Source organism: Lacinutrix sp. MedPE-SW (assembly GCF_001874145.1).
Classification (GTDB): domain Bacteria; phylum Bacteroidota; class Bacteroidia; order Flavobacteriales; family Flavobacteriaceae; genus Lacinutrix.
Genome location: NZ_MPCX01000009.1, coordinates 1 through 26,656, shown reverse-complemented (window position 1 = coordinate 26,656; position 26,656 = coordinate 1). Strand labels below are relative to the sequence as shown.

21 protein-coding genes are annotated in these 26,656 nt (G+C 31.1%); 6 read left to right on the top strand and 15 right to left on the bottom strand.

All coding sequences use genetic code 11. The features are described 5' to 3' along the window. Positions 1-4: 4 nt before the first annotated feature. From pglX to BM549_RS14015, 5 genes are read right to left on the bottom strand one after another with little or no spacing between them, the layout of a single operon-like run. Positions 5-3,544: a BREX-1 system adenine-specific DNA-methyltransferase PglX gene (gene pglX / locus BM549_RS09500; RefSeq protein WP_290470046.1), complete on the bottom strand. Its 3,540-nt coding sequence runs from the start codon at positions 3,542-3,544 to the stop codon at positions 5-7. Continuing rightward, positions 3,545-7,042 (bottom strand): BREX system P-loop protein BrxC, encoded by a 3,498-nt coding sequence (brxC, locus tag BM549_RS09495; RefSeq protein ID WP_290470045.1) that lies wholly within the window; start codon positions 7,040-7,042, stop codon positions 3,545-3,547. Continuing rightward, positions 7,039-7,623 carry a DUF1788 domain-containing protein gene (locus tag BM549_RS09490; protein ID WP_290470044.1) on the bottom strand — a complete coding sequence of 195 codons (585 nt, stop codon included), beginning with the start codon at positions 7,621-7,623 and terminating at the stop codon, positions 7,039-7,041. Before BM549_RS09490 ends, brxC begins: the two co-directional genes overlap by 4 nt. Continuing rightward, the gene (locus BM549_RS09485; RefSeq protein ID WP_290470043.1) at positions 7,623-8,222 is read right to left on the bottom strand and encodes a DUF1819 family protein; all 600 of its coding nucleotides are present in this window, start codon (positions 8,220-8,222) and stop codon (positions 7,623-7,625) included. Before BM549_RS09485 ends, BM549_RS09490 begins: the two co-directional genes overlap by 1 nt. Then, positions 8,223-8,399, bottom strand: a complete 177-nt coding sequence (locus tag BM549_RS14015; RefSeq protein ID WP_365336444.1) for a helix-turn-helix transcriptional regulator — start codon at positions 8,397-8,399, stop codon at positions 8,223-8,225. Between the two features lie 127 nt (positions 8,400-8,526). On the opposite strand from BM549_RS14015, the gene BM549_RS14010 reads away from it, so the two are divergent. Further along, positions 8,527-8,730, top strand: coding sequence for a DeoR family transcriptional regulator (locus BM549_RS14010; RefSeq protein WP_365336442.1), 204 nt, complete (start codon positions 8,527-8,529; stop codon positions 8,728-8,730). A 10-nt stretch (positions 8,731-8,740) separates the two neighbouring features. After that, positions 8,741-8,959 (top strand): hypothetical protein, encoded by a 219-nt coding sequence (locus tag BM549_RS09480; RefSeq protein WP_290470042.1) that lies wholly within the window; start codon positions 8,741-8,743, stop codon positions 8,957-8,959. Positions 8,960-9,196: 237 nt separating this feature from the next. Here BM549_RS09480 and BM549_RS09475 read toward each other — a convergent pair whose 3' ends face one another. After that, positions 9,197-10,003 (bottom strand): hypothetical protein, encoded by an 807-nt coding sequence (locus tag BM549_RS09475; RefSeq protein WP_290470041.1) that lies wholly within the window; start codon positions 10,001-10,003, stop codon positions 9,197-9,199. 704 nt (positions 10,004-10,707) lie between these two features. Here BM549_RS09475 and BM549_RS09470 point away from each other — a divergent pair. Both BM549_RS09470 and BM549_RS09465 read left to right on the top strand, forming a co-directional pair. After that, positions 10,708-10,887 (top strand): hypothetical protein, encoded by a 180-nt coding sequence (locus BM549_RS09470; protein ID WP_290470040.1) that lies wholly within the window; start codon positions 10,708-10,710, stop codon positions 10,885-10,887. Continuing rightward, positions 10,878-12,524 (top strand): recombinase family protein, encoded by a 1,647-nt coding sequence (locus BM549_RS09465; RefSeq protein WP_290470039.1) that lies wholly within the window; start codon positions 10,878-10,880, stop codon positions 12,522-12,524. Before BM549_RS09470 ends, BM549_RS09465 begins: the two co-directional genes overlap by 10 nt. A 238-nt stretch (positions 12,525-12,762) precedes the next feature. On the opposite strand, the gene BM549_RS09460 is transcribed toward BM549_RS09465, so the two are convergent. After that, on the bottom strand, positions 12,763-13,539 hold the full coding sequence (locus tag BM549_RS09460; RefSeq protein ID WP_290470038.1) for a LexA family transcriptional regulator: 777 nt from the start codon (positions 13,537-13,539) through the stop codon (positions 12,763-12,765). Between the two features lie 52 nt (positions 13,540-13,591). On the opposite strand from BM549_RS09460, the gene dinB reads away from it, so the two are divergent. Both dinB and BM549_RS09450 read left to right on the top strand, forming a co-directional pair. Continuing rightward, a complete protein-coding gene (gene dinB / locus BM549_RS09455; RefSeq protein WP_013870205.1) occupies positions 13,592-14,806 on the top strand; it encodes a DNA polymerase IV in 1,215 nt (404 codons plus the stop codon). Next, the gene (locus BM549_RS09450) at positions 14,806-17,763 is read left to right on the top strand and encodes a DNA polymerase III subunit alpha (protein ID WP_290470037.1); all 2,958 of its coding nucleotides are present in this window, start codon (positions 14,806-14,808) and stop codon (positions 17,761-17,763) included. Before dinB ends, BM549_RS09450 begins: the two co-directional genes overlap by 1 nt. A 255-nt stretch (positions 17,764-18,018) precedes the next feature. Here BM549_RS09450 and BM549_RS09445 read toward each other — a convergent pair whose 3' ends face one another. The 8 genes from BM549_RS09445 to BM549_RS09415 all read right to left on the bottom strand — a co-directional run bounded on the left by BM549_RS09445 (position 18,019) and on the right by BM549_RS09415 (position 26,513). Continuing rightward, positions 18,019-18,549, bottom strand: coding sequence for a hypothetical protein (locus BM549_RS09445; RefSeq protein ID WP_290470036.1), 531 nt, complete (start codon positions 18,547-18,549; stop codon positions 18,019-18,021). Between the two features lie 164 nt (positions 18,550-18,713). After that, entirely contained in the window at positions 18,714-19,832 is a 1,119-nt protein-coding gene (locus tag BM549_RS09440; RefSeq protein WP_290470035.1) for a hypothetical protein, read from the bottom strand. 358 nt (positions 19,833-20,190) lie between these two features. Further along, complete coding sequence (locus BM549_RS14005) at positions 20,191-20,571, bottom strand: hypothetical protein (protein ID WP_365336435.1); 381 nt, start codon at positions 20,569-20,571, stop codon at positions 20,191-20,193. Positions 20,572-20,729: 158 nt separating this feature from the next. Further along, a complete protein-coding gene (locus tag BM549_RS09435) occupies positions 20,730-22,967 on the bottom strand; it encodes a hypothetical protein (RefSeq protein ID WP_290470034.1) in 2,238 nt (745 codons plus the stop codon). A 161-nt stretch (positions 22,968-23,128) separates the two neighbouring features. Next, the gene (locus BM549_RS09430) at positions 23,129-24,217 is read right to left on the bottom strand and encodes a hypothetical protein (RefSeq protein WP_290470033.1); all 1,089 of its coding nucleotides are present in this window, start codon (positions 24,215-24,217) and stop codon (positions 23,129-23,131) included. A gap of 163 nt (positions 24,218-24,380) precedes the next feature. Next, positions 24,381-24,785, bottom strand: coding sequence for a hypothetical protein (locus BM549_RS09425; RefSeq protein ID WP_290470032.1), 405 nt, complete (start codon positions 24,783-24,785; stop codon positions 24,381-24,383). 170 nt (positions 24,786-24,955) lie between these two features. Next, positions 24,956-25,780, bottom strand: coding sequence for a hypothetical protein (locus tag BM549_RS09420; RefSeq protein ID WP_290470031.1), 825 nt, complete (start codon positions 25,778-25,780; stop codon positions 24,956-24,958). A gap of 145 nt (positions 25,781-25,925) precedes the next feature. Next, positions 25,926-26,513: a nitrite reductase gene (locus tag BM549_RS09415; protein ID WP_290470030.1), complete on the bottom strand. Its 588-nt coding sequence runs from the start codon at positions 26,511-26,513 to the stop codon at positions 25,926-25,928. Positions 26,514-26,656 lie beyond the last annotated feature (143 nt).

Sequence of the window (26,656 nt, the reverse complement as noted above, 5' to 3'; positions counted from 1 at the left end):
TTTTTTATTTTATAGTTGTTGTATCAATCCAATCAAACTTCATCACCTTATCCTTTGCTTTTTTATCGTTTAAGCCTTTTACTAGTTTAATGGCGTTACCAAACTTGTTATAGTTTACTAAAACACCATCATCTAGGTCTATTACAATACGCTCTGTAGCGAGTGGATATAACACCTCTCTTTCATATTCTTGTAGTTCTATTAAAACCGCTTTTAGGTTGTCTTTTTCTTTGGCTGCTTTGGTTTGCTCGCTAGAGGAACCTGACTCAATCAAATGGTCTAGATGCTCCATACGTGTGTTGAGCTTTTCTCTGTATTCTACTAAGTAGCCGTTTAATATTTGGTTAAGCGTATCTGGTGTGTAACGGTGCATATAAATAAGCACGTTAAAGGCTCCTTTAGGTGAAGAGAACATCCAGTAGATAGGGCGTTTTTTATAACGTTTGATGTGGTCGTTATAAAAGTCCTTTACAAAGAACTTACGGATATCTTTACCAATACAATCTTCAACAAATGCAAGATTTTTTTCAAATTGGCTTTCGCCAAAAGTAACTTTTAAAAACTCATAAAAACGACCTACAATATCATCTTCAAACCACTCGTCATCTAGTATTGGGATGATGTTATCATCATCTGGAAGGAAGGACACCTTGTCTTCTGACTTGGCTACCTTTTCAATGTAGTCTTCTAAGGTTTCTCCTTGATTGGCTAAGATTAAACCTTCTTTATCTAAGCTGTAACGACCAAACATACAACCCACAGCGTAGCTAATAAACTGTATCAATACTTCTTTAGCATCAAAAACCAACTCACCATTGACGATATCTGTTTCTTCTTTGAGGATGGTAATATCTTCTAGCGGAACATCTGGTGTGAGCTCATCTTGCAACCCATAGATGTCTATAAACTGCTTGTTAAGCTCTTCCTCGTTTTTATGTAATTGAAAGAATTTATTTTTCCAGTAGTGTTGGTATGAGTCGTAGGATTCTTCTAGAGTATCAGCTTTTTGTTCTATTAGTTCATTTCGAGTGTAATCCCAAGATAAAGATGATTTTGTATCAAAATATTTTCTTGATATTCCTTCACAATCTAGAACTAAAGATTTGATAGATTCTTTATTCTTATTTTCAGGCATTTTAAACGGTAAACGACCCAAATCACCTGAGTTATAATTGAGAGTTGGGTTAATAGCATTTAGAAAGTAGTAAGCAACATTTGAGTTCAAGTAACCAGCAATTATCTCAAAATATCGTCCTTCACAAAATGCAGAAGGCCCAGCTACGTCAAATATAAAACCACCTCTACTTAACCTACAACTGAACATCCCAGCTCCAATCATTCCCCAGGTGATTGATGGTTTAAAGTAATATTTTATGTTTTTAATTGTTCTTGTCGGGCTCCCGTACAACATTTTTGCTTTTGCAATAATCTCCTCACCATCATTATCCCAATTAATTACATAGTAGTTATTTCCATACCATTTTTGAATACCTCCACCTTTGTTGTGTGGCACCCATTTTATTCCTTTAATAACCGATTCATCACGTGAACTCAAGTTTGCCTCAAACTTTAAAGTAGATATTTCACTCCAAAACCTAATAAATCTTGTTACGTCTGAACTTGCTAATCCCTGCCTTGGATTAGCCAACTCTTCAATTATAGGGTTTTCAGTAAATGCTTGAAAAGCGCAATTACTTAACCAATATGCTATGGGGTTACCTGGAATCTTTAAAAATTCACGTTGAGAAATAAAATTATATCGATTATTTTGAGGTGGAAATTGCAATGGTTTTTCTTCTTTACTAAGATTTTTGTAATCCATAAAGGAATAAACTCCTTCCCGTCTTTTTGAATCATTCAACTCTAATATAAATGCTACTGTGCCGAATGCTATACGCATAACGTGCCAACCAAAATGTGATAGACTATGGATGAGTGTCTTTTGGAGAAGCATCTTTCTAAACTTTTCATAACTAGATAAAAACATCCAACTTTCCATAGTTACTAAACCATTAAATCCTTTATTATGAATAAAGTTTATTGAGCGTTCAATAAAACAACAAAACAAGTCAGTCTTTGAAATTGGATAATTAGTTTTAACCCAATCAGCCATTTTTTTGTTCATTTTTCCTCCACCCATATATGGTGGATTAGCAACAACACAATAAAACTTTCGCGAAAGCGAAACCAACTGTCGTAAAGCGATTACAAGTTGTTGTAGCTTTTCTTTTAAAAAGAGGTCTGAGCTTGTTTGCGCTTTCTCTATTAACGTGCTTAGTGTTTCTTCTAAAAATGAAGTACTTGAATGTGGTATGATGAGTGAACCAAGATTGGTTGCTTGTTGTATGTTTCCTAAATCTTGTAGCAGTTCGTTAGATAGTTTGGTATCTATATTTTTAAATACTTCTTTTATCTCGTCTGTCGTTAACTTTAAATCTTGGTAGCAAAGTATGTGCGGTGTAAGTTCTTTTCTAAACACACGTTTATGGTATTCACGTGCTTTCATCATTAAGGCAAGCCCTGCTAACTGTGCAGCACGCTCATCTATCTCAAAGCCATACAGGTTTTTTTCAATGATAAGCTGCGGTATCTCGCTAGGGCTATACCCTTCTTCTTCATAGATTTTGGTCAATAACTCAAAACCATACACTAAAATATGACCGCTACCACAGGCTTGGTCTAACAAGGTTATTTCTTCTACAGAGTCAATCTTTAGAAAGTCATCATTCTCATTTGCTGGTGACTCAATGTAGTATGGCATATGGTCTTTCAAACTAGAGTTGGGTCTATTTTGTAACCATAGTTTCCCTACTGTATTTTGCACCATATATTCTACAATCCAACGAGGTGTAAACAATTGCGTAGCTGCTGGAATGTCTTCTTTTTTTACTTTGCCCTTAGCAGCAAAGACCTCATCTTTCCGTTCAGAAATATAAAACTGGTAAATCCACCCAATAATTTCTACCTCAGCACAATCATCAGTAGACATTCCGTCTCTTATGTCTTGAACTATGGAAAACTCAGAAGTTAAATCGTCTGGTAAGAGCAACTCTGCATAATCGTTAATTTTTTCAAACAGAAAAGGAAAAATTGTGTTGAGGTGGTTACAGGCACCTATAAGCAGTTCTTTATAGGCTTCGTTTTGTACATCGCTACTGCGTATGGTACCATCTAGTAATTCAAAAATATGCTTAGTATCTACAGGTAACTCGTCTGGAATGTTGCCTTGTTTGGCTTCGTCTAATAGTTCGGGTAAGGTATAACCATCCTTAGGTGTGACTACGCCTATTTTTATAGGTTGGTAGTCGTTAGCATCCATAAAACGCAATGCCATTAACCTGTTAAACCACGTATAAGCCACCTTGTCTACCACCTGTTCTTTTGAGGTTTTTTGTATTTCAGCTTTTAGCTTTTTTACCTGTGCTACTTTTTCACGTAATACCGCAGAGTCTGTAGTTATCACATAATCTAGCTTTGCAGCGACTTGTGAAACGATTTTTATACGAGCTTCTTGAGCAAACTTTTTAAGTGCGTTTGTGTTCATTTACAGGGTAATCTTTAAGTTTTGGTTAATACGCTCTAAAAAGGCTTTTTTTAAGGCTTCTGTGTATGCTAGCACATCTTCTTCAGAGGTTAATTCACGTTTTGGGAATTCTACGTGAATGGATTTCTTTCGTATGTATTTCGCCTCTGGTTCTGCTGCTTTACCAGAATCATCTTTTGGTGCTAATAATTTTGCAATGTGGTTCAGCTGGTCGTTATAGAAATTATCTTCAACTTTTCGTGTTTCATTACGAATATTACCAATAAATCGTTCGGCCTTTACTTTCGCTTTAAGCGAAATAATAATCTTCTCAATTTCATCTTGTTGCGAAGTGTCTAATTTCTGGAAAGGTTCCGTTTTCTCTAAATCTGAGAAAATAAAGTTGAGTTTCTCATCAAACTGTTTTTTCTCATTATCAATTCCTTCAATCACCTTCTTGGTTAAGCTATCCTTTGCTGCTTTAGCTATCTGTATGGCGTTTCCTTTGTAAGGGGTTTTACTATTGATTAGTGTAGTTAAGGTTTCAAACTCATCACCATCAATGTAATCTATGTTTGCTGTATTACTGTTGACCAGCTTTTTAATATCTAAGTAGATGTTTGCCTGTTCACCATTTATAAAACTTTTGATAGGGTCTAATAGGTCTTCTTTATTGTCTAGTAAATCATCTTCAAAATCTGAGATACTGGTTAAGAAGTATTTGTAATCTTTATCAGATAATCGTTGCAATCGCTCACTAAATCCTTCTAAAACTGACAAGAATGGGAAGTCACTTTTTCTGTAATACAACTGCTTTACTTCACCAGCGAGGTCTTTGATTTTTTCTTTAAAGGCTACTGCTACATCTTTTGCTTCTTTAAGACCAGAAGTCTCATCAAAAGCATCTGCATAGAGTTCTTTTAAGTGTTTTAGTTGTTTAGGGTCTACTTCGGTTTGTGGTTCTAGTAAAGTAGAACCGTGATTAGAACTGTTAATTAATGCGGTAAGAATATCCTCATCTTCTAGCAAGCTGGCATTTTGCTTTACCTCAACCTTACCACGTTTGTACAATTTTGCGGTAACTGTCCAAATAGCGTTAGGATACCAACCGTATGGTTTTTTAGTAAAGTGGGTTTTAATATCATTTAAAGACGTTCTGTCTGATTGTTTCTTTCTTCTTTTGATGAAGTTTAAAATTTCAGACTCGGCTTCAGAAATGGTCTTATCATCCGTACCAAATAAATCATCTTGCTTACTACGTACCGTATTACGGATGGCATCTTCCGTGATTAAAGTACTACCAAGCATTTTTAAGTTAGGGTATACTTGCTTGATTAAATCTTGAAACGCATTTACAACCTTGGTCTTACCATCTTTACTATGACCAGACTCGTGCTTACTACCATTCATAAACACTACAGCGTCTGCAAGCGTGCCATTTGCCATTATGATGAGGTTGCGTCTGCGTTCTGCATTTTGCTGTGCTTTTTCTTGAAGAATACGTTTTACCTCAACACGGTTTGTAGTGGATTGATTCTGCTTTACGTACTTGTTGGTACGTAAATACATTTTTAAATCTTTCATAAACAAGGCGTTTGAAGCCAGCTTCAACTTCATTCCTGTGGCACCCATTGTTTGTGATTGGTGGAAGGTATCATTATCATAATCCACAAAATTCTCTGTGATAATTTCTATAAATAGCTCCTTTTCTCTACCTAATAGACTACCGTCTATTTTGCTGGTAAAATCATAGTCTTGCTTGTTATCTAAAAACTTAATCTTGTTATCACGAATGATTTCATCAAAGAACAATTCTTTAAGTAATTGGGTGACCGCTTGGTCATCAATGTCCGTGTTTTTAATTTCTTCTTCAACATCCTTTTCATCATCGGTTAAAAATTCATACACATCTCCATTACGTTGTACATAACTCTGGTTCTCCAAAATATTTAAAGCCTCTTCAATCTTCTGGTTATGTTCATTCAAGTCTACTTGAATATCATCAATAAGAAGCACCGAAACGTTTCTCTTGGTTGTTTTAAAGTTTCCGAAGTACTTTACAAGAAATAGTGCTTTAAGTACTTTAATCGCAAAGGGATTATCCAAATTACGTTCTGCCATAATCACAGAACTTTGAATCTCACCACGAAGTTCATTTCTAATACCTTCGTACATTAAGTCAAAACTCACCAAAGCTTGTACATCCTTATCTTCAATGGTTTGAGTTACCTGCTGAAACACACCTAGCATAGAACGTTCTCCTACAGAAGCGTGTTTTCCTTGAAAGGCATTGTGCGTAGACAATGCTCTTCTACATTGCTGAAACAAGTCAAACTGATACGGTACAAATGGAAACTTATTTCCGAAATCAGATGCATCGTTAAAACCTTTAAATTGAACACCAGCCTCAGAGAAAGATAACAATGTATCTAGTTGTGCACTAGTCTCTTTATATGAAGCAACCAGTTGTTTCTGAGCATCTTCATTTTTACTTAACAATCTTTTTTCTATTACCTCATCAACATTTGCAGAGGTTAATGGTACTTTGATGGCAAACCTAGCTTGAATACGAGAAAAGTCATTTTGCTGGCTTTTATTCATATCTCCAACTACCTTTTCCATATCTTCTTGAGAGGTAACTAGAATCCAAGAATTCCCTTTGGTTCTTGTTGCTAATGTTTCTGCGACCGTTTGAAGGTTTAACATCAACTTAGTGTTGTCACTAATATATTGTCCAACCTCATCTACAAAAAAGTTCAACCTGAAGCCTTTAGGTTTCGTGGAAATATATTCTTGTACACGTTCACAGAAGTCCTCGATAGATGAGGTGCTGTCTTTACGCATTGTGTCAATGATATTTTGATATTTAGAAGCATCATCATCAAACAACTCACCTAAAACTTCACCTAGCTTTTGTTTTACCTTTGGGGCAAAATATTTTCTTCTATCATCAGTCCATTTATTACCGCTTTTTTCTAGGTATGTCTCTTGAAAAGATTCCCACTTGCTTTCGCTATTCAACCACATTTCAAACTCAGCTACTGGCGTTTTAGAACCGTAAAAACCTAAGTGGTCATAGAAGACTTTGTAAAAAACAGATAGAATGGCATTTGGGTCTTCTTTACTTGTGATTTGTGCTTGCTGGTCAATATTGAACAAAACAGATTCTGATGGAATTTTAGTAGCTGCTAGAACATCACCTTTGAGCATTTCATCATTCGTTATTTTACTAGCAAACACTTTTCCGCTTTCTTCCCCATTAAACTCTTTGTTTTCAAAAACGTATGATAGTATTTTAAGTAAGTGCGATTTACCACTTCCGAAGAATCCTGATATCCAAACACCATTAACACCGCTGTAATTGTTATATGATTGAAAGAGGTCTCGTATTTTTTTACCAATCTCATTGGTAATTACATATTCTTCAACTTCATTAGAAATTTGGTCACGGTCATCTGCTTTGATAACAGTTTCTATATTTCTATTAATGTCTTTTTCAAAAAAGTCTTTTATTATCATTGTTTTGCTTCTATGTTATCAATGTTAAATGCTCTATAATAGTTGTCGTCCTTCAGTAAACCGAATAAATTTAAAGAATGACCATTATAATCACCAGGGAAGAATGCTACCGTTGGTGAATCTTTTGCTATGCTTTGTAAATTATTTAGAATGGTGTGTGAACGTATAAAAGGGAATACTAAGCCTATTCCTGTTAGGAAATATACCTTAGCTGAAGATGCTTTGATTAAGCTATCAATTTTTGGCATTAATACTTGATGAATTTCAAGAACTGATTGAATGGCATCTAAAAATTCTTCTTTATCCATTTCTTTCTCAATACTGAAGAACTCATCCAGTCCAATTTCTTGTTCAAGTATCTCACAAGCAACATCGTAAAGGTTAATCTCTAGTACTGGAACACCAGAGGTTTCTAATTTTTTTATGAGACGTTTGGTCGCATCTTCAACTTGAAGTTGCTGTTCAGCCTCATATGCTGCGATAAAAAAAGGGATTTCACCACCTAAAGCTTCTTTGCTAAGGAATCTGTCTGACGATATAACATCATATAGGTGTTTGAACTTATTTGTTAGGTTTTCCATCAGTTAAAATTTTCAATATCCATATCACTAACAAAAAACAGTTTAAGCCATTCCTTATCATCATTTGCTATAATTCTCATTAATTTGCTGTCAACAAGTTGAGGTTGTATCTCTTTGTTTTTGGTGTTATCAATTATACCAGCTTCTTCCAGAATTTTAAAAAGTACTTGTCGTATTTTGTTATGAGTTAATTCTGAGAAGTCATTCATTTTTATATGCTCATCTAGTTTTCTACGATGAAATGAAAGGTATTCTCCTTCAGAAATTTGATAATCGAAGACTAACACTTTCTCTCGCAAAACTTCAACCACAAAATCCCTGATATATCCGTGTACCTTGCAGACCGACAAAAAAGCTATTTGACGTTGCGTGTGAAGGTCACTATCAATAAAAAAAGCCATTTGCGCCTCAGTAAGACTTTCAATTCGTTTGTTTATTTCGTTCAAAAACTTTTTGGTCGTTGAGGTCTTACCATTACCTATTTCTTGCACTGCATTAAACTCACTATTTTGAGTTTTTGCATTAGCAACTTTTACCATTTCCTTCAATCGTAAAGAGAAACCAGTAAAAGAAAAATCATATTTACTTTCTATCACCATCTAATGCACAAGGTCTTTTATAGGAACTTCAAGTAGTTCACTTAGTTTTTCTAAATTTTTCTTATTTGGGCTAGATTTTTCTTTTACCCAATTAGACATCGTAACCACACTAACACCCATACGTTGAGCGAGGTATGACTGCTTGAGTCCTTTGGATTTAATAATATCTTTCAGCATCAGTTTAAAAAAAATTAAAGTTTTACTTCAGTAAAGATAAAAGACTTTCGGACTTTTTTAATTTTTATTTCAAGAAAAAGTGACTTTTCTGTTTCACGTGCATATTTATTATAAACAGTAAATAATTATGAGAAAAATTAAAACATACTACAGTACCGCTGATATTATGGAATTGTATGACATAAGCGAAAGAACCATCAGGTATCGCTTAGTAGAACTAGTAGATAAGTACAAGGGTAGACCAAGCATTTTATCTAAAAACAATAAAAAGTGGAGAATCCACAATAGTATAATCGAGCAATTTGCTCCAAAAAGAAATAACAAAAATTAAAACTAAAACTATGTACGAAGTAACAATAGAAACAATCGACTTTATGCCTTTGCTAAAACAGCAATTAATAAATTATAAAGGCGTAACCTATGGTAATGATGCTGATTATTCAAACTACTCATTGATTGAAGAGTATCATTACCTAGATAGAAATAATCTACTAAATGAATTACACAAAACTGAATGTATGACCTCACCTTTGAGATTAGAATTAAAATATGGAGTCTGATAAGTCTACATCACCGCTCTTACCATAGTGGCTCTTAAAAGCACTATTGCACGCCTTCAGTGTTCCAAATAAAATTTATATAGAATTTTACGTACGGGCACAGAGGACGTGCAATAATGACTTTATATTAGCTACAGGTAGTAAAATCCATATTTTGACCAATTACAGTCAGAGAGAAAAATATTTTGAAAAATAAATTTGCTTAAATAGTTAGGTTACCTGCAATTGAGAGTATACTCAATCTCGCAGTAATGAAGTTTCATAATCAGTCCTACGTGGTTTCTTTTGAAGTTTGATATGACTCCATTTGGTTTGATATTTTGGTTTAAAGTTATTGTTGTCAAATATTTCTTCTTTCAACCAGTCCTTGTAGGTATTTTGGACTCTAGAAATTTCACCAGTTAAGCCTTTCGTTTTGGTTAGATAGAACTTGTAACATTCTTTTTTATAATCTCTCACAAATTTCTCTATATCCTTCTCAAAACGCTTAATGTCGGTGTCGACAGATTTAATTTTTAAAACTTCATTAAGTTTTTCCTCCAACAACAGCTCAGGCACATCTTCAAGTATTTCAATCGCTCTTTCTTCGTATTGTTTTGGAGTGAGTAACTGAATAGAACCACCTATACTAGCTTTAGTAGTTTCAGATTTGGCTTGATTCTTTTTTGAGTGAGAGGTATAGGGTAGTTTTTTAAGATTTCCGTTCGCATCTTTTTCAACTTGTAAGTTTCCGTACTCTGAAATTGTATAGAAATACGAAAAGCCATTTTTCTCACCTCTTGGCTTTTTGGTCATCTGCAAATATCCATTCTCTCTCAAGTTTTTAGTAGCGTTGCTCAATTTGTCTTTTGACCATCCCAAAAGCTTCCTGTAATAAGCTAAACTTATTTTTGTACCATCAATTGCATCGCCTAGCAATTGAAGTAACCGTAAAGCAGAATCGGTTAATCTTTTATCTTTTATTATTGATGTAGAGGTCTGAATAAACCTACCACCTTCTAAATTTCTTTTAATTATAATTCCATTTTTTAAATTTTTCGTCATTTTAATTTTTCATAATTTTCTTTTGGTTATTTGTAAAAACTGGACACTCATCCAGTTACTGCAATAAGAGTAAAAAAAAGCTTTGTCGTCAAGTATTTTTTCAAATATTTTTTTTTGAAATGGAAAAATCTATAGCCTTGACATCCTGATAAACAGTACACTAGTGTCCTGAAAAAGCCACCTTAATACATAAGCTATTTAATAAATAGTTGGAATTACTATTTTATTACATTTTGAATTTAATGAGGTTGGTTGCTTAGGCAACCTCAACCATCATTAATTCATTTAGAAGATTATTAAATAATATTTTAAGTCTTCAACTTTATTTAAAATAAATTAAAAAACTTCATCTCAACTTTTTCTTAAGAAAATTTAGTTTTCGATTGACACCAAAGCTTTTTTTATATATAATTGCTTTAGATTCAACAGAAAAGCTTTTTTCTGGTCATTATCTCAACCGATACCTCATCGGTTGCTCAGATGCTAATAGGGTTGAAAACCTATTTCATCTCTAGTTTATAAATTAATCTATTATTATCTAGAACTACCCATTCCTACTGGATATGTGGAAAGGATTTCTTTTGTCAGATTTCAAATAGATTTCCAAAGTCGAGTTTGCATCGCATAAGAATTTAGCACCGCAGGAGACTTTAAAAGAATAACCTTACTGTTTAGACAGTGAGGCTTTATTAACCTTTTAAATAATGTTTAATGAGAATTGTGCTTACAATGACAGTAACGCAAACAAACTCACTATTGAAGAACTGAGAAAATATGACGGTTTAAAAAAATTAAGTGACGAAGAGGCCATAGAAATCATAGATGGGCTTTATAAATTAGCTATGATAAATGTAGAATTTTATAATAATAAAAAATGGGATTAGAATATTTCAATCAATTTATGGGAACCAATCCCATCGATAAAAAAACAAATAAAAATGTATGGTCATACACGAGAGTATCTAGTAAAGACCAAAAATCAAATAAGAGTTTAAGCTACCAGAAAGAGTATGCTGAAAAGTATGCTGAAAAGAAGGAATTTGTAATTACAGAGGAGTTTGGTAACACTTTTGAAAGTGCAAAAGGAGATTTTACCAGAAAAGAATTCTCCAAGCTTCTAGACAGGGTTAAAAAGGCTAGAGTCAAGCCATTTGCCATCCTAATCTATAAGATGAACCGCTTTTCAAGAAGCGGAGGAAAAGGAATCGCCTTAGCTCAAGAATTAGTTAATAAATACGGTGTGCATTTAGTAGAAACTAAGTCTGGTATCTCAACGGTTACCGAAGAAGGTGAATATCAAATATGGAAAAAATTGCTGAAGGCAAGAAAGGAAAATATGGAACGCCTAGAACATACCATACCTGGTCTTAAAAAGTTTTTGGAAGAAGGCTATTATTTAGGTAAAGCTCCTGTGGGTTATAGTTTATATGGAACCAAAGTGCAAGACTTCAACAATAGAGCCACAGAGCAAAGAGTGGAGATAAATGAAGATGGCAAGCTTTTAATGAAGGCTTGGAAAATGAAAGCCAATGGAGAACGTGATTATGTCATACGTGCTTTTCTTGAAAAGAGAGGTTTGAAGATGTCCAAGCAAAAGATGAGTGCAATGTGGACGAAAGCAACCTATTGTGGTATATCTACAAATAAGTTTTTAGATAAACCAATAAAAGGAAACTGGAAACCTATTGTTTCTGTTGCTGACTTTAAAAAGGTGCAAGCTATTCTAGCTGGAAGCACTAGAACCAGTGGTTACAAAGTTGAAAAAACCAACGTAGACCGACCTTTGACAGGATTCATATACTGTAGTAAATGTAAAGGAAAGCTTACCAGCTACAGCGTCAAGAAAAAGGGATTACACTATTATAAATGTCAATCTTGTAAAGGAGTAACCCTGAATGCAAATAGTTCACAAAAATCTATTAAAACTGGAGCACATAATATGTTTTCAGACTTGTTACTAACTTATAAATTAGAAGATAAACTAGTAGCACCTTTTAAAGAACAATTAAAGCGTGTTATCAAAGAGAATAGCAATGAAGAGTATGAACTTCAAGAAGCTCTTTTAAAACGTCAGAAAAGCATTCAAAATAAGATTGATAAACTTACTGATGCCTTAATAGATGAGCTAATAGATTCTGAAGTTTACAAACGTAAAAAAGATATTTTAGAACAAGAATTAGAGGAGATAAATGGTGAACTTAACATTGACGCTAAAAAAATATCTAACCTCGAAAAAATGATTGATGATTCTGTAGAATTATCTCAAAACATCAATGTTTACTGGGAGTCTGGAGCGTATGAAGTAAAAAGAAAGGTACAAGAACTGGTATTTCCAGAGGGTTTGGTCGTGAACTCCGAAAAAAGACAATATCTAACCAAGAAAGTAAATCGTTTATTTCAGTTAAAAGCAAGTATAGCAAAGGATGCGAAGGGTACTAAAACGAAGAAAGTCAGCAAAAATGCTGACTTGTCTTCTCTAGTAGCGGGAACTGGACTCGAACCAGTGACCTTCGGGTTATGAGTTTAAAAAAAAACATTATTCACCCTCCTATTTTGCTATATTTTAATAAAATCGTGTACTAAATTGTGTACTCTGATTTATAATTATTTTCTATTCAAATTTACATAAAATTTTAACTTGTATTACATATTTATAGATAGGTATTACAAATTAAAATGCTATTGTAAAAGAGTAAGCAGAATTGAATAAAAAGAATTTTACACTCAAATATAAATTAACACCTGTAGAACAATAAATATTAGTCTAATTTTAAACTTTCTAAAGCTTTCAACTCAACACCCAACTCATTAAACATTTCAAGAATACTACTAATTTTTAATTCTTCTTGTGTGTATTCATGAGTATTAATACTGCAAGTAAATTCCCAAATCTCTAAAACCTCTTCTATAGGAACACTATAATCATGATACTTCTTATTATCAGACATTAGTAACAAAGAGTTGTTTAAATCTATATTATTAAATACTCTTTTATATACCATACCATCATTAGCAGTAACTAAAATGTATGTTTTTCCTGTGGTAATCTCACTCCTATCTTCAATAAAACGACCAATTACAAACGAGCCATCTTTCATTGGTAACATAGAATCTCCTTTAATTGGAAATGCACGATGTTTTCCAGTAGGTAAAAAAGGTAATTTTATTTTTTGAAGCTGTTCAATATATTCAGGGTCATCATATCCTGCTAAATATCCAGCAGAAGCCTTAACAGGAACAACTTCAATTAAATTTTCATTAGCATCATCAACTGTTATTGGAAATAAAACACGTTGATTGTTTAATTCTATAAATGAAAAGTCTTTAGCTTTTGTAAGGTCATTACGTAATAAAATATCAATAGGTATTTTAAAATAATCAGAAAACGCGATTAAAAATTCAATTGTAGGCGATGAACGATTCTCTTCGTATGATCCAATTCTAGACCTAGTAACATTTAACTCTTCAGCTAAACCTTCTTGAGATAGCTTTTTGAGATTTCTTAAGTGTTTTATGTTTTTAGATATATAATTCATAATACTACAAATGTAAGCAATAATTACTAAAATATGTAGCTAGTTTTGTAGCATGCAAAAAAATATTTTACACCTAGATTTAGATACATTTTTTGTCTCATGTGAACGTTTAATTGATAGTCGTTTAAAAAACAGACCACTATTGGTTGGTGGCACAGGAGACAGAGGCGTTGTTGCTGCTTGTAGTTATGAAACTAGAACTTTTGGAGTGCATTCTGGAATGTCTATGAAAGTTGCTAGACGCTTATGTCCTGAAGCTATTGTAATTAAAGGTAATGCATCAATTTATACCAAGTATTCACATTTAGTGACAGAAATAATTAAAGAAAAATCTCCAGTTTTTGAAAAAGCTAGTGTAGATGAGTTTTATGTCGATTTATCTGGTATGGATAAATTTTATGGTTGTTATAAATATGCTTCAGAGCTAAGACAACAAATTATAAAAAATACAGGATTACCCATTTCGTTTGGACTTTCGGCTAATAAAATTGTTTCAAAAGTAGCTACAGGTGAAGCTAAACCAAATAATCAATTACAAATAGATTCTGGTTACGAAAAAGATTTTTTAGCTCCGTTATCTATTAGAAAAATACCTTCTGTTGGAGAAAAAACATATCAAACTTTAAGAGGATTAGGTGTAGATAAAATTAAGGTTGTACAACAAATGCCATTAGAAATGATGACGAGTGCATTAGGTAAAAATGGTAGAACAATATGGAAGCGAGCAAACGGAATTGACAATCCGCCATTGGTTCCTTTTTATGAGCGCAAATCATTATCAACCGAGCGAACTTTTGGGAAAGATACTATAGATGTTGTAAAGCTTCGCACTACCCTATTTGCTATGGCTGAAAATCTAGCTTTTCAATTAAGAAAAGGAGATAAATTAGCAGGAACTATAAGTGTGAAAATTAGATATTCAGATTTTAATACATACACAAAACAAGTTAAGATACCATACTCTAGTGCAGACCATGTTATAATACCTAAAGTAATTGAACTTTTTGAGAAATTATATCAACGTAGACTATTGATTAGGTTAATTGGAGTTAAGATAAGCGATATAGTAACAGGACATTACCAAATAAACTTATTTGATGATACAGAAGAAATGCTAAGTCTATACAACGCTATGGACAATATTAGAAATAAATATGGAGAATTAAGTGTAATGAGAGCTTCTGGAATGGGTGCAAAAACCATTGGTAGATTTAATAATCCTTTTAATGGTGAACCTCCAATTTTATTAGCGCATAGAAATCAATAATGTATTTAAACTGTCACACATATTACTCATTAAGATATGGAACGTTTTCTGAGTTAGACCTGTTAGATTTAGCTAAAGAAAATAATTACGACTCTATTGTACTTTCTGATATTAACAATACATCAGCATGTTTAAATTTTATTCATCAAGCTAATTTAAGAAACATTAAACCTGTTGTAGGTATCGATTTTAGAAACGGAGCAGAACAAAAATTTGTTGGCATAGCAAAAAACAATGTTGGATTTAAAGAACTCAATGATTTTATGTCTCAAAATTCTCAACATAAAATGTTGATACCTGATTTAGCACCTAATCTTGAGAATGTTTTTATTATTTACCCTTTTGAAAAAGTATTACAACTCAACAAAAAATGTTTTGAGCCTTATGAATTTATAGGTGTTTCCATAAACGATTTAAAAAAACTCAGGTTTTCACAACTAAAAAAACATAGTCAACATCTTGTGTTTCTTCAACAAGTTACCATAAGAGATAAAGGTGATTTTAATGCTCATAGGCTTTTAAGAGCAATTGACAACAATATTTTGTTAAGTAAACTTGAAAAAACTGAAGAATGTAGTATGCAACATAAAATGTTGTCGAGTGTTGAACTAGAAAAAGCTTTTGTTGAATTTCCTTTTATTTTACAAAACACAAAAAACATATTAAACCAGTGTAGCATTAATTTTGGTTTTGGAAATGAGCGTAAATCTCAGAATTTAAAGGTTTATACCGATTCTTTTGAAAACGATTATAAATTATTAGAACGTTTATGTAAAGAAAAAATATCAACACGATATGTGGCACCAAGTAAAAAGGTAAAAGAGAGATTATATAAAGAATTAGAGACTATTAAGTCAATGCGGTTTGTTTCTTTTTTTCTAATAAATTATGATATTATATCGTATGCAAAAAGTAAAGGGTATTTTCATATTGGTAGAGGAAGTGGTGCAAATAGTATTGTTGCCTATATAATTGGAATTACAGATGTAGATCCCATTGAATTAGATTTATATTTTGAAAGATTTATAAATCCGTTTAGAGCTTCACCACCTGATTTCGATATTGATTTTTCTTGGAAAGACCGTGACGATGTTACAGCTTATATTTTCAAAAGATTTAAACATACAGCATTGTTAGCAACATATAATACATTTAAATATCGAGCAGCAGTAAGAGAGATTGGTAAAGTGTTTGGCTTGCCAAAAGAAGAAATAGATAAGCTTTGCAAAAACAATTTCAACTATTATAAATTAGATGAATTTTCAAAATTAGTATTAAAATACGCTAAACTTATAGAAGGTTTTCCAAATTATATAAGCGTTCATTCGGCAGGAATATTAATTTTAGATAAGCCAATTCACAATTATTCAGCTACAGATTTACCACCTAAAGGCTTTCCAACTGTACAATTTGATATGAATATTGCAGAAGAAGTTGGAATTTTCAAGTTTGATATATTAGGTCAAAGAGGATTAGCTAAAATAAAAGATGCTTTAGAAATTATTTCAGAGAACAGACCAGATTCTCCTCCAATTGATATAACAAATATTGAAGCTTTTAAAAAAGATCCAAAAATTAATAATTTACTAAAATCGGGAGGCGCAATAGGTGCTTATTATGTAGAGTCACCAGCTATGCGTGGATTAATGCAACAATTACAAACTCAAAATTATATTGAATTAGTCGCAGCAAGTTCTATAATTAGACCAGGAGTTTCAGGCTCAGGAATGAAAGAAGAGTTTATAAAACGACATAGATATCCAGAAAAAAGAAAAGAAGCACACCCAATATTGTATAAAATTATGCCAGAAACTTATGGTGTAATGGTATATCAAGAAGATGTATTGAAAGTAGCAAATCAATTTGCCGGTTTAACACTAGGAGAAGCAGATGTTTTAAGAAGAGGAATGAGTGGCAAGTATAGGTCTAAAAAAGAATTTGAGGCTGTAGAAGAGAAATTTTATAAAAATTGTAGAAATAAAGGTTTTGATGAAAAACTAATAACTGATGTTTGGAATCAAATTAAAAGTTTTGCTGGTTATGCTTTTGCAAAAGGACATTCTGCTTCTTATGCTGTAGAAAGTTATCAAAGCCTTTATTTAAAATGTTATTACCCATTAGAGTTTATGACTGCCGTTTTAAATAATGGTGGCGGATTTTATAGTGCAGAACATTATTTCCATGAAGCAAGAAAACAAGGTGCTAAAATTTGTGCTCCATGTATTAATAGAAGTGATCATCCAAATAAATTAATAGGAAAGACCATTTATTTAGGATTTGGATATTTAAAAAATTTAGAGCTATTCACTATTAAGCGTATACTATCAGAAAGACAATTAAATGGCGATTTTACATCTTTAGATAACTTTATTGACAGATTAACAATTAGTATCGAGCAACTAACTATTTTAATTAGAATTGACGCATTTAGGTTTACTGGTAAATCTAAAGTAGAATTGTTATGGCATTCAATATTTAAATTAAATGCAAAGCGCGATTATAACTCACAATCAAAACTTTTTATATCAGAACACAAAAAATTTAATTTACCTAAGTTAAATGTAAGTTGGATTGAAAACGCATATGATGAAATGGAGTTATTAGGATTTCCATTATGTGATTACTTTAATTTAGTAAATGAAAATACAGATGATGGAATTCTTGCTCTTCAAATGAAAAACTATGTAGGCAAAAATGTTTTAATATATGGTAGTTTAGTAACTACTCGTTATAACAACACATCAAAAGGCGAACTAATGCGTTTAAGCACATTTATAGATAAAGAAGGTAATTATTTTGATGCAGTGCATTTTAGTAATGTAGTAGATAAATTTCCAATAAATGGTCTAGGAGTTTATGCCTGTTTTGGAAAAATAACGAATAGGTTTGGTTTTTGTAGCATGAGTGTAATTAGAAGCAGGAAAATGGGTGTTATAAAGGATCCAAGAAATACTTAATTATCAACAACATTGGCATATTGTTTATTGCGTTTCAAATATCTAATTTATCCATTAAAACGGAAGAGAATATTCCACAGAAATATTAGTAAACAAAATCGAAACTAGAAATAAAATACAGGTAATGTTGTGAGTTAGTTTTTTTTATTAGAAATCTCGTTTAGCTTTTTTTCTTATTATTTACTTGAAAATAAACGCCTTAAACTTAAAGATGTTTTTTATTTCTTATTCCGATTAAAATTCTGCTTAGTTTTTTTAACTCTGTTCTTTGTTAGCTACAGTTTTTTTTTGTTTCCACCATTCCAATAATTCATCTATTTTCTTTTGGTCATAAATCTCACAAATATAAATTTCATTCGGAAAAGGTTCATTTTTTCGGTAAGCCTCTAATATAGAAATGGCTTGATTTCCGATAGTCATTTTTTTGGAATCAGGAATAAATGATGATATCATTCTATTTATACATTTTGCTTGTTCATCAGATTCAATTATAGAAATCAGATATTCAAGGTCATTTTCAGTTAGCCAATCGGTTTCAGTTTGTCCAATCGTTGTCAGAATGTTTAATTCATTTTTTTTCGTTTTTTTAACTTTCAATTCAGACAGTAATTCTTTAACGTTTAGTTCCGATATTTTTATAAAACCATTTTCCATAGTGTAATCCCAATATTCTTTTTCTTTTATTTCAAGATTATCATATATAACATTTTGTCTTTTTTTATTTGAATTATTTTGACAAGAAATAAATAGAAAAAATAGAATTATAATGTAATATGATTTTCTCATTGTATTTCGAGTTCAAATTGTAGCTAACGTGTTTGTGTATGGTTAGTTGCGTGTTTAAGCAACTAATTTAGTAAACAAAAACGAACGCGAGAAAATTCCGAAGGAATTTTCCAAATAGGCAACGACCAAAGCAATTAATTATACACGTTGTTGTAATGCGTTTTTTATTCAAAATATTCAATTTCTCTAGTCCAAACGAATAGTTTTTCTCCATTCACAGATTTTATTTGTTTGGTCCAGTTTTTTTGGCTGTCAAATTCGTATTCAAATTCAACAGTTACAGGTTTGTTCTTTTCGATACAAATTAGTTTTATAATGTTTCCTTTTTTGTCATAAAAATATTCAGAGGAACGATTGTTATCTGGATATTTCGTAGAAATAACAGTCTCTTTAATCTTTCTGTTCTGCTCGTTGTATTTATATTCTCTGTAACTATTAATTGTATCTCTTATGTTTACAACTTTTTCTAAAAGTCCATTTCTATAAATGTTTTTTACTTTTACTGATAGTTTTGAAGGTAGATTATCCGATGAAACATAATTGTAGTAATGAGTTTCTAAAAGATTGTTATTATTATCATAAAAGTATTTTTCACAAATTTTATCGAGTCCTATACTATCTCTTCTGGAAGTTGTTGACCTGCCTTTTTTGATATAAACATATGGTTTGTGAATTGATTTAGATATTTTTCTATTTTTTGAGTCGTATTTGTATTTCCAAGAAGCAAGTTCTCCATCTTCATCAAATCTTTTGATTTCAATTAAATTTGATAATGAATCTCTGACATATGCTGTATACGAGTATAAATTTGGGTCATCTGAAGCGTAGTAAATTGTAGACCTTATTTTGTTTTTATAATCATAAGTGTAATTTCTACAAGTATAATCGTTAATCTCAAAAATATCTTTTTCTTGAATTAGATTATCTTTCTTGTCGTATTTGTATTTATAGGTCGTGACTGTATCTCCATCTTTGTAAAACCATATTTCAGATTTTGGTTTTCCTTTTTTATTGAATTCCTTATAGTAGTTGGAATAATGAACAAAAGGTGTGTTGTACCACCAATTATGAAACCTGCTTTTTGTGAAACGAGCGCTTGAAAACCCATAATGACCATAATCTCCTTCTGTGCTAAATAATTTCATATTCTGACGGTCTTTGTCAAGGAAATTTAATTGCTCTCTTACTGATTTTACTTTTCCATAAATAGTATCCTTTTGTTGACCAAAAGAAATTGAAAAGAAAAAAAGTAATAATAAGGTTATGAGGATTGGCTTATTCATTGTGGTTGATTTTCGACTAATTTATTTCACTTTTTAATGATTCAGAAGTATAAATGAGTGAAGTATTCTTTTTGTTTAGTGAAACTGTTTATTGGTTTAGTCAAATGCATTACAACGGTCTCGTATAACCGTCAGTTACGGGTTAATATGCGTTAATTTTCGGTTTAGCACTGACGTTAGCAATTCCGAGTGGATTCGGACGTAGTCGAATCCGCCGTAATTGCGGTTATACATTGTTGGCTACAGTTTTTTTATTCATTTTTTTCAGTTCCGTTCCGATTTATTTTTAGTTCGGTTTAGAATTTTGTTTTGATTTTAGGTTTTAATATTCAATTCCGCTTTAGTTCCACTAACACTTTTATTTTTTTTCTAAAATTCTCAATATTCTAATTCTGTTATATCGTTGCAGAAATATTGGGTAAACATTTGCATATAAATTAATTGCAATTATCAATATCCATTGTACGACCGATAACTGGTCATACTTAAAAACAACAATCAGTACACTAACCAAAATGAAAATCAAGTGTATTATTTCATATTTTCTTGTTTCCTTTTCTGCTTTCTGTAATTCTAATATTCTACTGTTTCGATTTAAATTAATCTGCTTTACGTTTCTCCATTTTCTAACTAAATCTCCATCAGTAATCAAATATTTTTTGAAATGCTTTATTCCCAAATATTCATAGATGGTTTTTTGATTGTATGTTTCAAAATATTTAGGTTTAAAATATTCCAATGTTTTTTATAATTATGCTAATTTTCAAATTGTAGCCAACGGTCTCGGCTATGAGTAGTTGCGTGGTTTAGCACTGAGCTTTGCAAGTACACACCAAACTGAAAATCCACGAGGATTTTCAGAAGTAGGCGAGAACAAGCAATTACTTATAGCCATTGTTATGTTGCGTTTATTTTATTTTTAATTTCATTATAATATTCTGAACAGGCAAAAATGTAAAAAACAAAACAACTAGTTATTGTATTTACAATCTCTAATTCAGTCCAGTCATTTGCTGAATGTGTATCATTGTTTCTATAATAATACGATGTTTGAATATGCTTTCCGAATTTATATTTACGAGCACTTCTAGAGTCTTTATATCTTTCTTTAGTAGGGTCAAGCTTATCCAGCTTTTCTATAACGTTGCCCAATCCTTTGTTATTTGTTGTAATATAATTGTAATCAACTTCATTTACTAAAAACAAGATTTTTTTGAATAAAGGGTCTAAACAAGTTAAAAATTGTTTTAGATAATTTAACTTGTCTACACTATCTGAAGCTGTTAAGTAATACTTGTTTAGATTACCTAAAACTCTTTGGTTTAAACCATCAAATTCAGAAATATTTGTATTGAAATCTATAAATTCATTGAATAACTCAATGCTTTGTCTCAAATCAAATGTATATGTAGGTGAAAGAGTTGGATCGGAAAAATAATCTCTTAAATCTCGATAAAGTTTCTCCTTAATTGATTGCCAATTAAATTCATCAATTGCTATATTGGAAACATCTTCTTGTTTTAACTTTATTACAATTTTGTTTCCATTTTTAGACTTTATGAAATATTCGGGTTGTTCAAATAATTTGTAGAATGAAACTTTAGTGTATTTTTTGTCCAATGATTCTAAAGATTTTATTATCTCGGAAGCAAAGGATTGCTTAGACTCTTTTTGATTTAAGAATTCTATAACCTTTAATCTTTGCTCTAATCTATGTTCGGGTTCGTGAGTAACTTCACGTTTTTTTCTCTTCAAAAAGGCTAGACTCGAATATTTTTGTTTCCATTCAGGTAATATCCATTTACCAGACTCAACTTTTAAACAATCTCTTCCAATTAATGCTCTCACAGCTTTTTCTTTAACTTTTGGGCGCTCTTTAATTACTTCTGCAAAAATTTCTTCATAACTGCTAGGTTTATCAAGCTTGTAAAGTGCTTTTTTAATTAAAATTTCAATTTTATCTGAATTTTTCCCCCATATTTTTAAACCCCAATAACCTGTTTTTCCTAACGCGGTAAATCTTTTATCAGGCGCAATTGCTAAACTATGTCTATCGTATATCTTAGAAGTGTTAGAATGTACTAGTCTCCGGTTTATTTCAGATACTATGTTGTCGATATACATAGTGTCGCCATTTTCAATTAATACACGGAATGCTCTATCACTAGCACTCGATAAAAACTCAAACTTTACTTGATATAAATTGGTTTCTTCGTTCTGTATCATTTCAATTTCTGGAAGAACTTCGATTGCTTTTAGAATATGATTGTTTGTGAGGGTTTTACTCTTTTTTTTGCAATTTATTATAACCTGCATCTCATTTAATGGAGTAATTGCTTTTTTAAGAGTTCTAAGTACTAAATCGGCAGTTTTTAGAAATTTTTTCTTTTCAGATTTGTCAACAACTAATATGTCTGCAGTAGTAAAATACGTTTCAACTTTACCACAAGTATTTATTGAAAACAAATCAATTATCAAATTGATAACTTCTGCATTTTTGTTGTTATAATTGTAGTTCTCCACTAAAAAGTCTACTAGTGTTTCTTTACTTAATATTTTTTGACTTAAAATTTCTCGTTTTAGATTTTGGTAGTTTGAGCTAATGTCTTCTACACAATTACATCTCATTTGTTCATCAACTCCAACAGTAAGAAATGAATCTAATTTATTAAGAACGAATATTTTAAGCTGTCTTATCCGCTCGCTAGTTTTTTGGTAATAATCTGATAGTTCATCTAGTGTATACTTATCAGAGTTGTTTAACCCATAATAGTGATTAATAATACCTTTTAATAAAGCATCACTATTTAAGTTTAAATAGTCACTTACAGTTTCATTTATCAGTTCTATAAATGAATTAGGATTTAAATTATTGTAATCTAAAGGGATTAAATATTGTTTAGTTTTCGATTCCTGTAATTGAATTAAATCAATAATATTGTTCTCAATATAGTCTTGATACTCCTCAAGTTTTGAGATTACAGATTTTCCAATTCCTTTTTTTTTAGAAAATTCCTGTACATCAATTTCCTCTACTTCTTGAAGATTAGTAATCCCTAAGGAATTAAATTTTTTTAGTAGGATTGATGGAATTGTTTCAATAATATGTTGAATTTTAATTTCTGATTTATCCATTTATAAAGTTTTTCTCAAATGCAACATAACGGTTTTGTGTATGATTTCGTTGCGTCTTTCAGTACTAAAGTTAGCAAATAAATCACATAAAGAAAGTCCGCGAGGACTTTCGTAAGTAGGCTATAACTAGCAATGAATTATACACGGTGTTGTGTGTAGTTTTATTTTATAATGGAATCAACTATTACTCCTCTTTCAGCTACTAATGTTTTAATAACTCTTCCTTTTTTATCAAAAAAATAAATATTATCAGTTAAGTATTTATTTTTAGCTTTTAATTCTTGTTTTTTTTCTCCTGTTTCATAATACTTAATATATTTTCCATCAAGCACATTGTTCTTTAATTGCATCCATTCTTTCATATTTTCGTTTTCATAATATGTAATAGAAACCCCATTGAGTTTATCATTTTTAACTTCACTCTCTGTTTTGAGTTTGCCGTTTGAGTAATAAGTAAACTCTTTACCATTTGATATTTTTGAAATAGTATCCAATGATACAAGAGTCATTTTTTCTAAAGTACCATTTTCATAAAAATACATTGAAGTGTCTTTTACTATTCCATACCATGAATTCGCCCAGAATCTTTTAGAGCCATTAGGATAAAATTGTTCAATTCTTCCATGAATTTTGCCATCCTTAATAAAATGCTTTTCGTCAATTTTTCCATTTTCATGGTAAATTATTCCTTGCCCAGACTCTTCACCCATGTCCCAATATACAATATTTCTCTTATTTCCATTTTTCCAATAATTTTCACTTTTACCATGAGCGAAGTTGTCTTTCATTTCAGTTATTCTGATTAAAGAACCATCTTCACTTCTGTAGAACTTCCAAATACCTTGTCTTAAATTATCTTCAACTAATCCTTCTTGTATTACAGGTCCATTAGGTGAATAATTATGTTTGAAGTATCCATTTTCTAAATGCTCTTTTATTAATGAGTCTTTTTTAACCCAATGATTTTTAATGAGTTCTTCATTTTTGTCATAATATTTTACCGTTCTATTAGGAAATGAATCAATAATTTCAATCTCACTAAACACATTGCTATTATCATAAAAATAAGTGAGATTTCCTTTTTTATATTTAAAGTTTGAGTTTGGACTTATTTTTTGCCAATATCCTTTTTTCCCATCTTCCTTATAAAAAAGATAATTGGAATTTCTGTACTTATCATCTTTAATATTATCCGAACATGAAATTAAGATTGTAAAAAGCAGAAGTGATGACAATATTTGTTTTAACATATTAAGGTTTAAATTACACACAACGTGTTTGTGTATGATTTCGTTGCGTTTTTAAGCACTAAATTTAGCAAATAAATCACAGATAGAAAATCCGCGAGGATTTTCGTAAGTAGGCGAGTACTAGTAATGAATTATACACGGTGTTGTAAAACGTATTTATTTTCTATTGAAATTCTTTGTCAAAATCTTTTTGGTCAAATTCAATTGGTATTTTGCTCCAACTTTCATTTAAGTCAGCCAGAGTATCTGTCACCGGAATATCTAAAAATATTTTACTTTTATTTGGGTCAGTAGGTAAGTATATCACGAAATATTTGTCTGTTTTTAATTTTGATCCATTCAAATAGTTTGATTGAATATATTCTTTTCCGTCAACATAATATTTGTAACGACAAGCCATACCGCCTTTCATGGCATAAGTTTCGATAATTGTTCCAATTTTATATCTTCCATTTTTTAATAGTTTTTTGTCAACATCATTAAAGTAGAAATAGGCAATTATTGTAAATATTACTACAGCTATAACTCCTATAAAATCTTTTGAGTTGAGTAGTTTTCTGAAGTTCATTTTATATCGATGTGGTTCTGTTTAAATGTTTTACAACGTTGTTGTATATGGTTTGTTGCGTGGTTTAAGCACCTAATTTAGCAAATAAAAACCGAATAGAAAATCCGCAAGGATTTTCGTAAGTAGGCTAGAACTAGCAATAAATTATATACGGTGTTGGCAAACGTATTTTAATTCCAATAGATATATTTATTTTCCGTTATCCATTTCAGATTCGGTTTGTCATCTAAAGTTGAAATAGATTTAAGAATGTTTTTGTTTTTATCATATTCATAAACAGTCTTTTCTTTAAATACTAATGTTGTGTCAGAACCTTTTATAGAATATCTTATATGTTCAATTCTATTACCAAAGTCGTCATTTATTGAACGATATATTGAATGTGGTCTATCCTTTTTTGAATACCAGTCTGTACCAGAAATATACCCGTTTTTATCATAATAGAATTTTATTAGACTTTTAAAATTGCCGTTTTCGGTAAAACTTTTTGATTCAATTTTTTTATTTTTATTATCATATTTTAATTCCGTATTATAATAAAATTTTCCTTTTTTTGTTCCTGTTTCTTTTACAAGATTACCGTTTTTATAAAAGAAATGTTTTGTAACTCCCCATTTAGTTTCAAGACGAATAAGCTGATTTTTGCTGTTGTAGAAATAATCTGTTTGGCTATTAATTGAACCATCAGATTTATAACTTTTAGTTTGCTTAATATTTCCATTTTTAAGATAAACATATTCTAGCCCACAACCACTATTTATACTCCCATCAGGTTTGAAATTTTGTTGATTGATTATTCGTCCTTTATAATCAAATTCAATTACGTCTTTGTATGAATTATTTCTTGCTTTTTCTATATCATTATTTTTAACCTCAAATAATCTAGATTCTACAATTTTCGGTTTAGAATTTAGTCCTTTAAATTCATTCAAATATTTTAAGTTTGAACAACTAAAAGAAATTAATATTATTAATAATAAGTATGAGTGTTTCATATGTTTGCCAACGGTTACGTATAAGAATAGTGCGGTTTTGTGTGCGAGGATTTTCCGCAGGAAAATCAGATGTAACAAAAGCGCACGAACTCTTGATTAAGCACTAAACTACGCATTATTTTTATACAATGTTGCCAGTAGTATTTTATTCCACTTTCTTTTCGATTAGTTTTAATTCTCCGTTTACAACTTTCCAATGTTCGTAATATTCTTTGTCCTCTGAATTGTGTCCAATAACAAATCGTTCGGTCAATTTTGGAATTCCGTTTATCAATTCATAAACATCTCGTCCGTGTTCGCAACAACCGTTTCTCCAAGTCGAATTTATCTGCTTTTTTTCGTAATCAAATTCAGGTGAAGTTATTTCTCCGTAATCTTTGTTTTCTTCAAAGAGTTCATTTTTCGGATTATAAATCCAAAATAGAAAAGGAACATTCGGTCCAGCAGGAAGAAATTCCATTAGCCTAAAATCCGTTTTTCCGTCAAAATTCATATCCTCAATTGCGAAAAGTTGGTCGTTTGGAAATGTTTTGCTGAAATAGTTTTCGTTCGGTTTTATAGTTTGCGTTAAGATTCCATTTTTCAGAACCTCAATTTTAGTTATTTTACAGTCAGTTTCTCCGCATTTTTTTGTCAAACAAAATTCAAATTCCGCATCTGAAAACTTTATTATTTCTTGTGAATAAAGTTCAAATGAAAGTAGAAATATTAATATTAGCAGAGTTTTTCTCATATTACTGGCAACGGTTTTGTATATGATACGTTGCGTGGTTTAGCACGTAATTTAGCAAATAAAAACCAAATAGAAAATCCGCGAGGATTTTCGTAAGTAGGCTCTCACTAGCAATGGATTATATACGTTGTTGTAAGTAGTGC